The 17,561-nt window shown below is 76.2% G+C and carries 2 protein-coding genes; both read left to right on the top strand.

What is annotated here, in order from left to right; all coding sequences use genetic code 11:
• The first annotated feature begins 11 nt into the window (after positions 1–11).
• Entirely contained in the window at positions 12–1,277 is a 1,266-nt protein-coding gene (locus ACZ6B1_RS00080) for a type III PLP-dependent enzyme domain-containing protein (RefSeq protein ID WP_468773458.1), read from the top strand.
• A gap of 28 nt (positions 1,278–1,305) precedes the next feature.
• Positions 1,306–17,526, top strand: coding sequence for an SDR family NAD(P)-dependent oxidoreductase (locus ACZ6B1_RS00085; RefSeq protein WP_468773460.1), 16,221 nt, complete (start codon positions 1,306–1,308; stop codon positions 17,524–17,526).
• Positions 17,527–17,561: the final 35 nt, after the last annotated feature.

The following is a 17,561-nucleotide window of genomic DNA, read 5'->3' on the forward strand; positions in this document are numbered from 1 at the left end:
AGGATTCCCCCATGCCACGAGCCCGTGACGAAGTGCTCCACGCTCGCTTGGCCGCTGAGTACGGGACCCCGCTGTACGTCTACGACCTCGACGACGTCGCCGAAGCGAAGGCGGACCTGTTCTCGTCGCTGCCCGAGGGCGTGGACCTCTACTACGCGTTGAAAGCCAACCCGCACCCCGACATCGTGCGGACCCTCGGCGAGGAAGGGCCCGGAGCACCGGGCTGCTGCACGGAGATCAGCTCCACCGGTGAGCTGGCCGCCGTCCTCGCGGCCGGACTGCCCGCGGCCGGCTGCCTGTACACCGGACCCGGCAAGACGGCACGCGAACTCGACGAGGCGATCCGGCTCGGCGTCCGTCTGTTCTCCACCGACTCCGTGACCGACGTCCGCCGGCTCGACTCGGTGGCCGTACGGCGCGCGGTCCGGGTGGGGACCCTGCTGCGCGTCAACGCCGCCTCGGCGAGCGCGACCACCAGCATCCGGATGACCGGTACGCCGTCGCAGTTCGGCTTCGACAGCGAGGACCTCGCCGGCGCGCTCGACGAACTGCGCGGCGATGCCGCGGGCTCGGGCTGCCTCCGCGCGGTGGACATCACCGGGATGCACTTCTTCCCGCTGAGCAACACCACCGACGAGGACAACCTGGTCGGCGAGTTCCGCAACACCCTCGCCACGGCGGCGGAGTTGAGCCGCGTGCACGATCTGCCGCTGCGGTACCTCGACATCGGCGGCGGATTCAGCGTTCCCTACGGCGTCCCCGGCGGCCGTACCCGCTACCCCAAGCTGCGCACGGAGCTGGAGGCGGCGCTGGACGTGGAGTTCCCGCACTGGCGGGACGGCTCCCCGCGCATCGCCTTCGAGAGCGGCCGCTACCTGGCCGGCGGTTCCGGCACGCTGCTGGCCACCGTCACCAACGTCAAGATCAGCCGCGGCCGGAAGTTCGTGATCACCGACGCCGGTATCAACACCTTCGGCGGCATGTCCGGACTCGGCCGGCTGCTGCCGGTCGCGGTCGAACCGGCCGGGCCCGGCCGGCCGGTCCAACGCGCCTCGCTCGTCGGCCCGTTGTGCACACCGGGTGATGTGCTCGGCCGGGAGATCGAGCTGCCCGAAGTGGCCCCCGGCGATCTGCTGGCGATCCCCAACGCCGGGGCGTACGGCCCCACGGCCAGCCTGCTGATGTTCCTCGGGCGGCCCGCGCCGACCGAGGTCACGGTCCGCGACGGCGCCGTCCTCTCGGCCTCGCAGCTCGTGCACAGCCGTTCGCCGCGATGACTGACCGAACCGAAAGCGAAGCATGCCGATGAGTGGGCCGAAGCTGCCTGAGAACCTCGCCGACCTGACCGGGCTCACCGCTCCGGAGCAGCAGCGCCGGCTGGTCGAACTGGTGCGTGAGGCCGCTCGCGCCGCGCTGCGCCGGATCGCACCCGGGCAGCCCGGCGGCGAGGACCCCGCGGCGGACGCGGACCTCCCGTTCCGCGAGCAGGGCCTCGACTCGCTGGCCCTGGTCGATCTGCAGGAACGGCTCAGCGCCGCCACCGGCCTCGTGATCCCGCCCGCCGTGGCCTTCGACCACCCGACGCCGGCACTGCTGGCCGAGTACCTGCGCGCCGAACTGCTCGGCCTCGCCCCGGCACCCGCACACCGCCCGGACCCGGCCGGCCCGGGGACCTCCGCCGGCGACCCCGGCGACCCGATCGCCATCGTCGGCATCGGCTGCCGCTTCCCCGGCGGCGTCACCGGCCCCGAGGACCTCTGGACGCTCCTGGACGAGGGCCGCGACGTCCTCGGCCCGTTCCCGGCCGACCGCGACTGGCCCCTGGACGGGTTCTTCGACGCCGACCCGGACCGCACCGGGACCAGCTACACGGACCGCGGCGGCTTCCTCGACACCGCCACGCTGTTCGACCCGGAGTTCTTCGGCATCGGCCCGCGCGAATCCGTCGCCATGGACCCGCAGCAGCGGCTGGTCCTGGAGACGGCCTGGCACGCGCTGGAGGACTCCGGCATCGACCCGCTGTCCCTGCGCGGCAGCGACACCGGCGTCTACGTGGGCGCCGAGTCGCACGAGTACGGCGTGCACACCGTGGACGCGCCCGAGGGCCTGGCCGGTCATCTGCTGACCGGCAACGCGCCGAGCGTCATCACCGGGCGCGTCGCCTACACGCTCGGCCTGGAAGGACCGGCCGTCACCCTCGACACCGCCTGCTCCGGGTCGGCCGTCGCACTGCACCTCGCCGTACAGGCCCTGCGGCGCGGGGAGTGCTCCCTCGCCCTGGCCGGCGGTGTCGCCGTCATGGGCAGCCCCGGCGTCTTCACCGCGTTCAGCCGGGCGCGCGGGCTCGCCGCGGACGGCAGGGTGAAGGCGTTCGCGGACGCGGCGGACGGCACCGGATTCTCCGAGGGCGTCGCCCTGTTCGTCATGGAGCGGCTCTCCGAGGCCCGCCGGCGCGGACACCGGGTGCTGGCGCTGGTGCGCGGTACCGCGGTGAACCAGGACGGCGCGTCGAACGGTCTGACGGCCCCCAGCGGCCCGGCCCAGCGACGGCTGATCCGCCAGGCTCTGGCCGACGCCGGTCTGGCTCCCGCCGACGTGGACGCACTGGACGCCCACGGTACGGGAACCCGGCTGGGCGATCCGATCGAGGCCGGCGCGATCCTCGCCACCTACGGGCAGGAGCGGCCGGCGGACGAGCCGCTGTGGCTCGGCTCCGTGAAATCCAACCTCGGGCACACCCAGGCGGCGGCCGGCGCCGCGAGCGTCATCAAGATGGTCATGGCCATGCGGTACGGCCGGCTGCCGCGCTCCCTGCACATCGACGCGCCCTCCGGACACGTCGACTGGTCGGCCGGTGCGGTACGACTGCTGACCGAGCCGGTGTCCTGGCCGCGCGGCGACCGCCCCCGCCGGGCCGGCGTCTCGGCGTTCGGCGTCAGCGGCACCAACGCCCACCTCATCCTGGAGGAGGCACCGGAGGCACCGGAGGCACCGGAGGCACCCGAGGCACCGGAGGCACCCGAGGCACCGGTGGCACCCGAGGCACCGGAGGACGACGGGCCGTCAGCCGCCACCCCCGACGCCCAGCCGGCCGGCCCGGCCGGGGACGTCGTCCCCGTCGTCGTGTCCGCGCGCGGCGCGGCCGCCCTGCGGGCACGGGCCGAGCAGCTCGCCGGAATCGGCGCGGACCCCGCCGACCTCGCCTTCTCACTGGCCACCACCCGTGCCACGCTGGCCGACCGCGCCGTGGTGGTCGCCGCCGACCGGACGGAACTCGAACGCGGACTGCGCGCCGTCGCGGCCGGGCGGCCGGCCCCGCACGTGTTCACCGGCACCGCCGCGCAGGGCGCCCTCGCCTTCCTGTTCACCGGCCAGGGCAGCCAGCGCGCCGAGGCCGGACGCACGCTGTACCGGCGGTACCCGGTGTACGCCGAGGCACTGGACGAGGCGGCCGCCGAACTCGGCCTGCAACTGGAACGGCCGCTCACCGACGTCCTGTTCGCCGCGCCCGGTTCGGCCGAGGCCGTGCTGATCGACCGTACCGACTACGCCCAGCCCGCGCTGTTCGCGCTCGAGGTCGCGCTGTTCCGGCTGCTGGAGTCGTGGGGACTGCGGCCCGACGCCCTGGCCGGACACTCGGTCGGCGAGTTCTCCGCCGCCCATGCCGCCGGGGTCCTGTCCCTGCCCGACGCGGCCCTCCTGGTCGCCGCCCGCGGCCGCCTCATGCGGGACCTCCCGGCGGGCGGCGCGATGACCGCGGTGGAGGCCACGGAGGACGAAGTCCTGCCCCTGCTCGGCGAACTGACCGGCATCGCCGCCGTCAACGCGGACCGCGCCCTGGTCGTGTCCGGCGCCGAGGCCGAAGTCGTACGGATCGCCGACCACTTCGCCTACCTCGGCCGGCGGGTGAAGCCGCTGCGCGTGTCGCACGCGTTCCACTCTCCGCTCATGACACCGGTGCTGACGGAGTTCCGGCGCACCGCCCGCGTCGTCGACTTCCAGCCCGCTCGCATCCCCATCGTGTCCACCGTCACGGGCCTGCCCGCGTCCGCCGCCGAGCTTTCCGAACCCGACTACTGGGTACGGCACATCAGCAGTCCCGTGCGGTTCCGCGACGCCGTGCGCGCCCTCGCCGGCCAGGGCGTCACCACCTACCTGGAACTCGGCCCCGACGCCGTCCTGTCGGCGATGGGCCCGGCCTGCGTGGCCGACCCCGCGCCGCTCGCCTTCGCCCCGCTGCTGCGCGCGGGCCACGACGAGCGACGCACCGCGACGGACGCCCTCGCCACCGCCGTCGCCCGGGGCGCCGACGCCGACTGGGCCGCCCATCTCGCCGGCCGCGGCCCGCGCCGCGTAGCGCTGCCGCCGTACCCCTTCCAGCGGCGCCGGTTCTGGCTCGCGCCGAGGCGGCCCGGCGCGGACGCGGAGGCGCTCGGCCAGAGCACGGTCGACCACCCGATGCTCGGCGCCGCCATCCGGACCGCCGACGGCGACGAGACGGTGCTGACCGGCCGTCTGTCGTCGGCCGCGCTGCCCTGGCTGGCCGACCACACGATCGACGGCCTGGCCCTGCTCCCGGGCACCGCCCACCTGGAACTCGCCCTGCGGGCCGGGGCGGAGACGGGCTGCCCCCTGGTCGAGGACCTCGCCATGGAGGCGCCGCTGACCGTTCCGGCGACCGGCGCCGTCACCCTCCAGGTCCGGGTGGGACCGCTCGACGAGAGCGGCCGCCGCTCCGTGGCGGTGCACTCGCGACCCGAGGAAGCGCCCGCCGGTGCGCCCTGGCTGCGCAACGCCCAGGGCACCCTGCGGACTTCGGCCGATGCGCCGACCGAGCCCGCCCCGGCCCAGTGGCCGCCGGACGGCGCGACCCCCGTCGACATATCGACTCTCTACGGCCAACTCGCCCAGGGGGGTTACCAGTACGGCCCCGCGTTCCAGGGGCTGCGTGCCGTGTGGCGGCGCGGTGCCGAGGTGTTCGCCGAGGTCACCCTGCCCGAGGGCACGGACGCCCCCGGCTTCGCACCGCACCCGGCCCTGCTCGACGCGGCGCTGCACGCCACGGACTTCGCCTGGGGGAGCGGCCCCGACGGCCGGCTGCGGCTCCCGTTCGCCTGGAGCGGCGCCCGTGCGGCGGTGACCGGGGCGACGACGGCCCGCGTGCGCGTCGTGGCCGAGTCCGACGACCGGGCCGCGCTCTCCCTGTGGGACCCGGCCGGTACACCGGTCGCGACGATCGCGTCCTACCGGGTGCGTGAGGTCTCCGAGGAGCAGCTCAGGGCCGCGAAGGCCGCCGCCCGTGGCCCGCTGTACCAGGTGGAGTGGACGGCCGTACCCGCACGGCCCGCCGAGCGGGAGCTGCCCGCCGGCGGGGACGCCACCGCCCCGGGGCGTCCCGTGGCCGTCGTGCCGGCCGTTCAACCGACCGCGGACGCGGGCCCGGACGCCGTGCGGGCCGTCACGTGCCGCGTCCTCGACGCCGTGCGCGCCCATCTCACGGACCCGGCCGGGGCCGACTCGGTCCTCGTGGTGGCGACCCGCGGCGCGGTCACGGCCGTCGAGGGCGACGTCCCGGACCCGGCCCAGGCCGCCGTGTGGGGCCTGGTCCGCTCCGCTCAGGCCGAGCGGCCCGGCCGGCTCGTCCTGGCGGACCTCGACGAATCGCCGGAGGGCGCACGGCTGTTGGCCGCCGCGGTCGCGGGCGGCGAGTCCGAGGTGGCCGTCCGGGCCGGCCGGCTCCTGGTGCCCGGCCTCGCCTCCGTGCCTTCCGCCGCGCCCGGCGACGCGCGTCCGCTCGATCCGGACGGCACGGTCCTGATCACCGGCGGCACCGGCGGGGTCGGCGCGCATGTCGCCCGGCACCTGGTGAACGCCCACGGCGCCCGCCATCTGCTGCTGGTCAGCCGGGGCGGCCCGCACGCGCCGGGCGCCCGGGCCCTGGCGGCCGAACTCGCCGCGCTCGGCGCGGACGCCACGCTCGCCGCCTGCGACCTGGCCGACGCCCGGCAGGTGGCCGCGCTGCTCGCGGACATCCCCGCCGACCGGCCGCTCACCGCCGTCTTCCACGCCGCGGGCGTCATCGACGACTGCCTGGTCACGGACCTCACCGCCGGGCGCCTGGACACCGTGCTGCGGCCCAAGGCCGACGCCGCCTGGCATCTGCACGAACTGACCCGGGACGCGGACCTGTCGGCCTTCGTGCTCTTCTCCTCCACCGCCGCGCTCTACGACGCACCCGGCCAGGCCGGTTACGCCGCGGCCAACGGCTACCTCGACGCGCTCGCCGGCCTCCGACGGGCCGCCGGGCTGCCCGCCGTCTCCCTGGCCTGGGGGCTGTGGACCGGCACCGGCATGGGAGCCGGACTCGACGCCGCCGCACTGGCCCGTATCCACCGTTCCGGCCTCGCCCCGCTCGACGCCGCCGAGAACCTCGGCCTGCTCGACCTGGCCCTGCTCGGCGCGCCGCCCGCGGCGATACCGGTACGGATCGACACCCGCGCCCTGCGCGACCGCACGGGAGGCGTACCCCCGCTGCTGCGGAAGCTGGTCGCCGCGCCCGCCCGCACCGCCGTGGGCGCGGTACCGTCCGCCGCTCCAGCCGCCCGCGAGCTCGCCGCACTTCCCGCCGCCGAGCGCGCCGACCGACTGCTCGACCTGGTGCGCGGGCACGCGGCGACCGTCCTCGGCCACCAGGACGCGGAGGCCGTCGGCCGCAACCGGGCCTTCACCGACCTGGGCTTCGACTCGCTGTCGGCGGTGGAGCTGCGCAGCCGTCTGCAGACGGCCACCGGTCTGCCCCTGCCCGCCACCCTCGTCTTCGACTTCCCCACCCCCGACGCGCTGGCCCGCCACCTCGGGGAGTCCTTCCCGGGCATCGCCGGCGAGCGGCCGGCCGACCCGGGGCCGACGCGTTCCGTCACCCCGGCCGCTACGCCGGACGAGCCGATCGCCATCATCGGCATGGCCTGCCGCTATCCAGGGTCCGTCGGCTCGCCCGAGGACCTGTGGCGGCTGCTCGCCGACGGGGCCGACGCCATCGGGCCGTTCCCCACCGACCGCGGCTGGCCGGCCGACCTGTACGACCCGGCGGGCACCCGCGCGGGAACCAGCGTCACCCGCGAGGGCGGATTCCTCTACGACGCCGCCGAGTTCGACGCGGACTTCTTCGGGATCAGCCCCCGGGAGGCCCGGGCGATGGACCCCCAGCAGCGGCTGCTGCTGGAGGTCGCCTGGGAGACACTGGAACGCGCGGGCATCGACCCGCACGCGCTGCGCGGCAGCGACACCGGCGTCTACGCGGGCGTTATGTACCACGACTGGGGCCTGCGCCTCGGGCCGATGCCCGAGGAGATCGCCGGATACCTCGGCAACGGCGGCCTGGCGAGCGTCGTCTCCGGACGCGTGGCCTACGCCCTCGGCCTCGAGGGCCCGGCCCTGACCGTCGACACCGCCTGCTCCTCCTCGCTGGTCGCGGTGCACCTGGCGGCACAGGCGCTGCGGGGCGGCGAGTGCGGTCTCGCGCTGGCCGGCGGTGTCACCGTGATGTCGACCGCCGACACCTTCGTCGACATGAGCCGCCAGGGCGGGCAGGCCCCGGACGGCCGCTGCAAGTCGTTCGGCGCGGGCGCCGACGGCACCGGCTGGAGCGAGGGCGTGGGCCTGCTGCTGCTGGAACGGCTGTCCGACGCCCGGGCCAACGGGCACCGGGTACTGGCGGTCGTACGCGGCTCGGCGGTCAACCAGGACGGCGCCTCCAACGGCCTCACCGCGCCGAACGGCCCGGCGCAGCAGCGGGTCATCCGGGCCGCGCTCTCGGCGGCCGGTCTCGCCCCGCGCGACGTGGACGTGGTCGAGGGCCACGGCACCGGGACCCGGCTGGGCGACCCGATCGAGGCGCAGGCCCTGCTCGCCACCTACGGCCGGGACCGTGATCCCGGGGACCCGCTCTGGCTCGGCTCGGTCAAGTCCAACATCGGTCACGCGCAGGCGGCGGCCGGTGTCGCCGGGATCATCAAGACGGTGCTGGCGATGGAGCACGGGGTGCTGCCCAAGTCGCTGCACTGCGAGTCCCGTTCCGGCCAGGTCGACTGGTCGCGGGGGGCGGTGGAGCTGCTCACGGAGTCCAGGCCCTGGCCGGGGCGCGGCGGCACCCGGCGGGCCGCGGTGTCCTCGTTCGGCATCAGCGGCACCAACGCCCATGTGATCCTGGAACAGGCCGAGCGCCTGGACGCCCCGGAGCAGCCGGGCACCGCACCGGCACCGGCCACGCACCGCACCGTCGTGCCCTGGGTGGTCTCCGGCCGTTCCGCCGCGGCGCTACGCGAACAGGTCGGCAGACTGGCCGAGTTCGCGGCGGACACGGATCCGGACCTCACCGCCCTCCTCGACGCCGGTGCCGCACTGGCCACCGGCCGCGCGGCCCTCGAACACCGCGCCGTCGTCCTCGGCACGGACCGGGAGACACTGATCCGCGGTCTGGCGACGCCGCCGCTCACCGACACCGTCCGCGACGGCAAGCTGGCCTTCCTGTTCACCGGGCAGGGCGCCCAGCGCCCGGGCATGGGACGCGAGGCGCACGCGGTGTTCCCCGTCTTCGCCGAGGCCTTTGACGAGGCGGTGGCCGCCCTGGACCGGCACCTCGACCGACCGCTGCGCGACGTCATGTGGGGAGACGACCCGGCGCTGCTCCGGCGCACCGAGTTCGCGCAGCCGGCCCTGTTCGCCGTCGAGACGGCGCTGTTCCGGCTGCTGACCTCCTGGGGGGTGCGCCCCGACCACCTGCTCGGCCACTCGATCGGCGAACTCACCGCGGCCCATGTGGCCGGCGTCTGGTCGCTCGACGACGCGGCGAAGCTGGTGGCCGCGCGGGGCCGCCTCATGCAGGCGCTCCCCGCGGGCGGCGCGATGGCCGCGGTACGGGCGACCGAGGCGGAGGTGGCGGCCCGGCTCACCGGGAACGTGGGCATCGCTGCGGTCAACGGCCCCGCTTCCACGGTGATTTCCGGCGACGCGGCCGAAGTACGGCGCATCGCCGCCGAGTTCGGCGACCTGGATGTCGCGACGACCGAGCTGAGGGTCAGCCATGCCTTCCACTCGCCCCTGATGGAGCCGATGCTGGAGGCCTTCGGCGAGATCGCGGGCACTGTGGCCTACGCCGCCCCGGAGCTCGCCCTGATCTCCTCCGTGACCGGCGAGCCGGCGGACCCGGCCGAGCTGTGCACACCGGGTTACTGGGTGCGCCAGGTGCGGGAGACGGTCCGGTTCGCCGACGGGGTCGCGACTCTGGCCGAGCGGGGCACCGTCACCGCGCTGGAACTCGGGCCCGACGCGGTGCTGAGCGCGGCCGGCCCGGAGAGCGCCGGGGACAACGACATCGCGTTCGCCCCCACCATGCGGCGGACCGCCGGCGAGGAGGAGTCGATCGTCGCCGGGCTCGGCCGGGTGCACGCACGCGGCGGCCGGGTCGACTGGGCGGCGTTCTTCGGGGGGCGCGGGCCGCACCGGCCGTCCCTGCCGACGTACGCGTTCCAGCGCCGCCGCTACTGGATCGACCCGGCTCGGACCCCGGGTGACCCCGGCGCGGCGGGCCAGGACGCCGTCGGCCACCCGATGCTGGCCGCCGCCGTCGCCGTACCGGAACCGGACACCGTGGTGTTCACCGGCCGGCTGTCCGCCACCGACCCGTCCTGGATCGCCGGCCACGACGTGCTCGGCGGCGTGCTGCTCCCGGGGACGGGCTTCGTCGAACTCGCGCTCAGGGCCGGTGAGTACGTCGGCTGCGAGCGGATCGAGGAGCTGACGCTGGAACGGCCGCTGCCGCTGCCCGCCGGTGCGCTGCTGCGGGTGAGCGTCGGCGCCGCGGCGGACGACGGATCGCGCACCGTCGCCGTGCACTCCCGGCCCGAGGGCTCCGACGACGGCACCTGGGTCCGCCACGCCACCGGCGTCCTCACGGCGCGCGACGACGCCGACGACGAGCACGCGGCGTTCGACGCCCTCGCCGCCTGGCCGCCGCCGCACGCCGTCGAGCTGCCGGTCGCCGACGCCTACGACCGCCTCCTCGCCCGGGGTTACGACTACGGGCCCGCGTTCCAGGGACTGCGCCGCGCCTGGCGATCCGGCGACGACGTCTTCGCCGAGGTCGAGCTGCCCGCCGAGGCCGCGGCCGAGGCCGCCGCGTACCGGCTGCACCCCGCCCTGCTCGACGCCGCGATGCACGCCGACCTGGTCGCCGACGGCGGGGACGGCGCGACCCTCCTGCCGTTCTCCTGGAACGGGGTCACCCTCCGGTCCGCCGGCCGCGGCGCCCTGCGCGTGCTGCTGCGCCGGCTGCGCGGCGAGGAGGAGACGGAGATCGCCGCCACGGACGCCGCCGGCGACCCGGTGCTGCGCATCCGCTCGCTGACCAGCCGTGCCGTGCGCCCCGAACAGCTCGCGCCGCGTACCGGCGGCTCGCCGTACCGGCTCGACTGGCTCCCGGCCGAGGGCCCGAGGGGTACGGTCCCGCGCCACGAGGTGTGGACCGCCACCGCCGCGCCCGCAGACGGTTCCGTACCCGAGGCCGCCGAGACGCTCGCCGCCCGTACCCTGGCCCGGCTGCGTTCCTGGCTCGCCGACGACACCACCGACGGCACGCTGCTCGTGGTGCGCACGGTGCGCGCGGTCGCGGCCCGGCCCGGCGACACCGTCGACGTCACCCAGGCCCCGGTCTGGGGCCTGGTGCGCGCCGCGCAGGCCGAACACCCCGGCCGCATCGCGCTCGTCGACGTCGACGCGATCACCGGCACGGACACGGACCCGGACACGGATGCCGTCTTCGACCCGTCGGTGCTGACGCTCGGCGAGCCGGAGAACGCGGTGCGCGAGGGAGCCGTCCTCGTGCCCCGCCTCGTTCCGGTGGCGCCGCCCGCCCCGGCCGAGGACCGTGCCGGCGCCTGGCGGGGCACGGTCCTGATCACCGGTGGGCTCGGCGGCATCGGCGGTCTCCTCGCCCGGCACCTGGTGCGCCGGCACGGCGTCCGGCACCTGGTCCTCACCGGCCGGCGCGGGCCCGGTACGCCCGGCGCCACCGAGCTGCGGGCCGAACTCGAAGCGCTCGGCGCGGACGTCACCGTGGCCGCGTGCGACGTCACCGACCGGGCGCGGCTCGCCGCGGTGCTCGCCGCGATCCCGGCGGAGCGGCCGCTCACCGCGGTGATCCACGCCGCCGGCGTCGCCGACCACGCGCTGACCACCGACCTCACCGAGGAGCGCCTCAGGGCCGTACTGCGGCCGAAGACCGAGGGTGCCTGGCATCTGCACGAACTCACCCGGGACCTGGACCCGAAGGCGTTCGTGCTGCTCTCCTCGGCGGGCGGCACGGCGCTGGCCGCCGGACAGGGCAACTACGCCGCGGCCAACGTCTTCCTCGACGCCCTCGCCGCCCACCGTCGCTCCGCGGGCCTGCCCGCGCTGTCGCTCGGCTACGGCATGTGGGCCGCCGACACCGGGCTCGGCGCCGTCACCGACGCCGACCTGGAGCGCATGGCCCGACTCGGGCTGCCCGCGCTCGACCCGGACGACGCCCGCACCCTCTTCGACACCGCCCTCGGCCTCGACGAGCCCCACATCACCGTGGTCCGCACCGACCGCCATGCCCTCACCGCGCGCGGCGACCGGCTCCCGGCGGTGCTCCGCGCCCTGATACCGCGCCGCGGGGCCGCCGCCCGGCAGCCGGCCCGTGCCGCACGGTTCACCGGGCTCGCCGGCTTCGAGCGGCGACGCGCGCTCCTGGAGGAGGTGCGCGGCACCCTGGCCGCCGTCCTCGGCCACCGGGACGCGGACGGGATCGACCCGGACCGCCCGCTGCGCGACCTCGGCGTGGACTCCCTGGCGGCGGTCGAACTGCGCAACGCGCTCGGTACCGCGACCGGCACCCGGCTGCCGGCGACCCTGGTGTTCGACCACCCGACCGTCCGGGCCGTCGCCGCGTTCCTCGACGAACGCCTCACGGCCACGCCACAGCCCTCCCCGGCGCCTGAGTCCACCGTCGCGGAGCCCACCGTCGCGGAAACCACCACCACAACGCCCGTCCCCGATACGGACCCCGACGCCTCCCGCCCCGAGCAGCGCCCGGAGCACACCGACGACCCGATCGCGATCGTCGGCATCGGCTGCCGGTTCCCCGGCGACGTACGGGGCGCGGAGGGCCTGTGGCGGCTCGTCGCCGAGGGCCGCGACGCGATCGGCGACTTCCCGGCGGACCGGGGCTGGGACACCGAGGCGATCTACGACCCCGAGCCGGGCGTTCCCGGCCGGACCTATGTCCGGCAGGGCGGATTCCTGCACGACGCCGCCGACTTCGACCCCGAGTTCTTCGGCATCATGCCGCGCGAGGCCGTCGCCATGGACCCGCAGCAGCGCCTGCTGCTGGAGACCACCTGGGAGGCCTTCGAGGACGCCGGCATCGACCCGCACACACTGCGCGGCAGCCGCACCGGCGTGTACGTCGGCATCATGTACGCCGAGTACGGCCGCCGCCCCGGCACCGCCCCCGACGACCTGGCCGGCTATCTCGGCAACGGCAGCGCGGGCAGCATCGCCTCCGGACGCGTCTCGTACTGCCTCGGTCTGGAGGGCCCGGCCGTCACCGTGGACACGGCGTGCTCGTCCTCCCTGGTCGCCCTGCACACCGCCGTCCAGGCGCTGCGCGCCGGGGAGACCACCCTCGCGGTGGCCGGCGGCGTCACCGTGATGCCGACCCCCGAGATCTTCGTCGACTTCAGCCGGCAGCGGGGCCTGTCACCGGACGGCCGGTGCCGCGCGTTCTCCGACTCGGCCGACGGCACCGGCTGGAGCGAGGGCGTGGGCCTGCTCGTGCTGGAGCGGCTGTCCGACGCACGGGCCAACGGGCACCGGGTGCTCGCGGTCGTACGCGGCTCGGCGGTCAACCAGGACGGCGCCTCCAACGGCCTCACCGCGCCCAACGGCCCGGCGCAGCAGCGGGTGATCCGGGCCGCGCTCTCCTCCGCGGGTCTCGCCGCGCGCGACGTGGACGTGGTCGAAGGGCACGGCACCGGTACGCGGCTCGGCGACCCGATCGAGGCGCAGGCCCTGCTCGCCACCTACGGCCAGGACCGCACACCGGGACGGCCCCTGTGGCTCGGCTCGGTCAAGTCCAACATCGGCCACGCGCAGGCGGCCGCCGGCGTCAGCGGTGTCATCAAGATGGTGATGGCGCTGCGCCACCGCGAGCTGCCCAGGACCCTGCACGCCGACGAGCCCAGCCGCCAGGTGGACTGGACCGAGGGCGACGTCCGCCTGCTCACCGCGGCACGGCCCTGGGAGGCGGCCGGACCGCGCCGGGCCGCGGTCTCCTCGTTCGGGCTCAGCGGCACCAACGCGCACGTGATCCTGGAGGAGGCGCCCCAGAGCCCCGCGGAGACCGCCGGGCGGACCGCGCCGGCCCCGGTGCCGCTGCTGCTGTCCGCCGCCTCGGCACGCCAACTCGCGTCCCAGGCCGAGCGGTTGCGGACCCTGCTCGTCACCGATCCGGAGCTGCGGACGGACGACGTCGGTCACGCGCTGGCCACGACGCGCGCCGCGCTCGGTCACCGCGCCGCGATCCTCGCGGCCGGCCGCGACGAGGCGCTGCGCGCCCTCACCGCCCTCGCGGCCGAGGGCACCGCGGACCCGGCCGTGCCGGTCCACCGCCGGGTCGCGGACACCGACGGGCTGACGGCCTTCCTCTTCTCCGGCCAGGGCTGCCAGCACCCCGGCATGGGGCGCGAACTGATCGCCGCTCACCCGGTGTTCGGCGCCGCCTACGCCGAGGTGACCGACCTGCTGGACCCCCTGCTGGACCGTCCGCTCCGGGACGTCGTCGCGGCCCCGGACGCCACCGAGCTGAACCGGACGGTGTACGCGCAGACCGCCCTGTTCGCGCACGAAGTCGCCCTGTACCGGCTGCTGGAGTCCTGGGGCGTCCGGCCCGCGATGGTCGCCGGGCACTCGGTCGGCGAACTGACGGCGGCGCACGTCGCCGGTGTGCTGTCGCTGCCCGACGCCTGCCGCCTGGTCGCCGCGCGCGGCCGGCTGATGCAGGCGCTGCCGCCGGGCGGGGCCATGGCCGCGATCCGGGCCGCCGAGGAGGACGTCCGCCCCCATCTCACCCCGGGCGTCTGCGTCGCCGCCGTCAACAGCCCCACCTCGACGGTGGTCTCCGGCACCGAGGCCGAGGTGCTGGCCCTCGCCGCCCGCTTCCCGAGGGCCACGCGGCTGAACGTCTCGCACGCCTTCCACTCGCCGCTCATGGAACCGATGCTGGACGAGTTCCGCGCCGTGGCGAAGGGAGTCGGCCTCGCCGAGCCGGCACTGCCGCTGGTGTCGACCGTCACCGGCCGGCTCGCCGCCCCCGGCGAACTCACCTCGCCGGACTACTGGGTGCGGCAGGTCCGGGACACCGTCCGCTTCGCCGACGCCGTACGCGAGATGTCCGGACAAGGAGCCGTACGCTTCCTGGAGCTGGGACCCGACGCGGTGCTCGCCCCGCTGACCACGGCCACCCTGGACGGTCCTCGTCCGCTCGCGGTGGCCGCCGCCCGCAAGGGCGCCGACGAGACGCGCACCCTCACCGAGAGCCTCGCGCTGCTGCACACCGACGGCGCCGCGGTCGACTGGCGGGCCGTCCTGGCCGGCACCGGCGCGCGCCGGGTCGACCTGCCCACCTACGCGTTCGAGGCCCGCCGGTACTGGTTCAACCCGGAACCGGTCCTCGCGGGCGCCACCGCGCACGGCCAGGACGACGCCGCGCACCGGCTGCTCACCGCGGTGGTCGCCGCGCCGGAGACCGGGGGAGTCACCCTGACCGGCCGACTGTCGCACGCGGCGCAGCCCTGGCTGGCCGACCACGACGTGCTCGGCACCGTGATGCTCCCGGGCACCGCCTACGTGGAACTCGCGGTGCGCGCCGGGGAGGAGGCCGGCTGCCCGGTCGTGGAGGAGCTGACCATCGAGGCCGTGCTGCCGGTACCGGAGCGGGGCGCGGTCGCGATCCAGGCCGTGGTCGGCGGTGCCGACGAGCACGACCGCCGCTCCTTCGCCGTGTACTCCCGCCAGGAGGGCGCCGGGCCGGAGGTGCCCTGGACCCGGCACGCCACCGGCGTACTGGCCCCCGCCGAATCCCCCGCGCCACCGGTCCCCGCCGGGCCGGCCGCCTGGCCGCCGGAGGGCGCCGAGGAGGTCGACATCACCGACGTCTACGACTACCTGACCGGCCAGGGCTACCACTACGGCCCCACGTTCCGTGGGCTGCGCGGCATCTGGCGCCGGGGCCGGGAGGTCTTCGCCGAGGTGGCTCTCCCGGACGAGGCGGCCGGCGAGGCGGCCGAGTACCGCATCCACCCCGCGCTGCTGGACGCCTCGCTCAGCGCCACCGACTTCCTCGGCGACCGCAGGCCGCAGGACGTCGGCGCGACGATGCTGCCGTTCGCCTGGACCGGGGTGAGCGTGCACTCCCGTGGCGCCTCCCGGCTCAGGGTCCGCATCGACTGGGCCGGGGCCGGGGCCGGCGCCCAGGCCGGCTCGGACGCCGTACGGCTGGAACTGGCCGACGTCGAGGGGCGGCCGGTGGCGACCGTGGAGTCACTGGTGGTCCGGGCCGTCACACCCGAGCGGGTCGCCGCCGCGGCCGCCACCCTGGCGGGCGCCCGCATGCGGGACACCATGTTCCGGCTGGGCTGGGACTCGCTGCCGCTCGGCACCGCGAGCGCGGACGCCCACGGCTGGGCCGTACTGCGCCCACCGGGCGGCACCGACTTCGAACTGCCGGAAGTCCCCGTCTTCACCGGGCTTCCCGGGCTCCTGGCACACCTGGAGGACGGCGCGCCGGTGCCCCCGGTGACGCTCTTCGCGTGCCCCGCCGGACCGCCCGCCCACGACGACGTGCCGGCCGCCACCGGCACACTGCTGCACTCGGTGCTGGACCTGCTGCGCGCCTGGCTGACGGACGACCGGTTCGCCAGGTCCCGGCTGGTGGTCGTCACCCGGTCCGCCGTCGACACCGGCACCGTCGACCCGGCGCACGCGGCGGTGTGGGGGCTGGTCCGCGCCGCGCAGGCCGAGCACCCCGGCCGGATCGTCCTCGCCGACCTGGCCGGCCACCGGTTCCCGGCCGCCCTGCTCGCCGCCGGTGAGGCCGAACTCGCCGTGCGCGGCGCCGACATCCGGGTGCCGCGCCTTGCGCCGGTGCCCGCGTCGGCCCCCGAACGGCTCTCGCCCTGGGACCCGGACGGCACGGTCCTGGTCACCGGCGGGACGACCGGGCTCGGTGCCGTCGTCGCCCGGCACCTGGTGTCGGCCCACGGGATCAGGCACCTGCTGCTGGTGAGCCGGCGCGGCGCGGCGGCCCCCGGGGCACGGGAGCTGGCCGAGTCGCTGACCGCGCTGGGCGCCACCGTCGAGGTGGCCGCCTGCGACATCGCCGACCGGGCCGCGCTGGCCGCCGTACTCGCGGCGATCCCCGCCGACCGCCCGCTGCGCGGCGTGGTGCACGCCGCCGGAGTGATGGACAACGCCACCCTCGGCGACCTCACCCCGGACCGGCTCGACCGTGTCGTACGGCCGAAGGCCGCCGGCGGCTGGAACCTGCACGTCCTCACCAGGGACCTGGACCTGACGGCGTTCGTGCTCTTCTCCTCGGTCTCGGGGCTCGCCGTCGCGGCGGGGCAGGCCAACTACGCGGCGGCCAACCGCTTCCTGGACGCGCTCGCCGCCCACCGCCGTGCCACCGGCCGCCCCGCGACCTCGCTGTCCTTCGGACTGTGGACCGTCCGGACCGGGCTCGGCCGTGCCGCGGGCCTGCCGGACCCGGTCGAGGCCGAACGCGACGAGCGGCGGATGGCCGCCGCCGGACTGCCACCCTTCTCCGAGGCCGAGGGCCTGGCCATGTTCGACGAGGCGGTCGCGCTCGACGAGCCGGCCCTGGTGCCGCTGCGCGTCGACACCGAACGCCTGGCCGGACTCGACGGCGCCCTGCTCGCCCCGGTGCTGCGCGGTCTCGCCGTACGCACGGGGACCGCGCGGCGGGTCACGGCGCACACCACGGGCGGCGGCGCACCGGCGGCCGCCCACCGGCCGGGCGCCGACGCCGCACTGCGCCGGCGCCTCGCGGAACTGCCCGCCGAGGAAGCCCTGCGGACGCTGGTCGACCTGGTCTGCGCCCAGGCCGCCGCCGTACGCCACGGTGACGCCGGGGACGTCGATCCCGACCGCGGGTTCACGGACATGGGCCTGGACTCCCTGGCCGCCATCGAGCTGCGCAACGCCCTGCAGTCGGCCACCGGCATCCGGCTGCCGGCGACGCTGATGTTCGACCACCCCAACCCCCGCGCGCTGGCCGGTCTGCTGGCCGAGGAGTTCGGGCTGACACCGAAGCCGGAGGAGGCGACGGGCGAGGACGACACGGACGCCGAGGTGGCGCAGACCGTCATGGCGCTGAGCGTCGACGACCTGGTCCGGGCCGCGCTCGGCGGCCACGAGGACGACTAGACGTGTACGGGGCCCTGGCCGGAGCGTGCACCGAT

The organism is Streptomyces sp. NPDC041129, assembly GCF_055592265.1.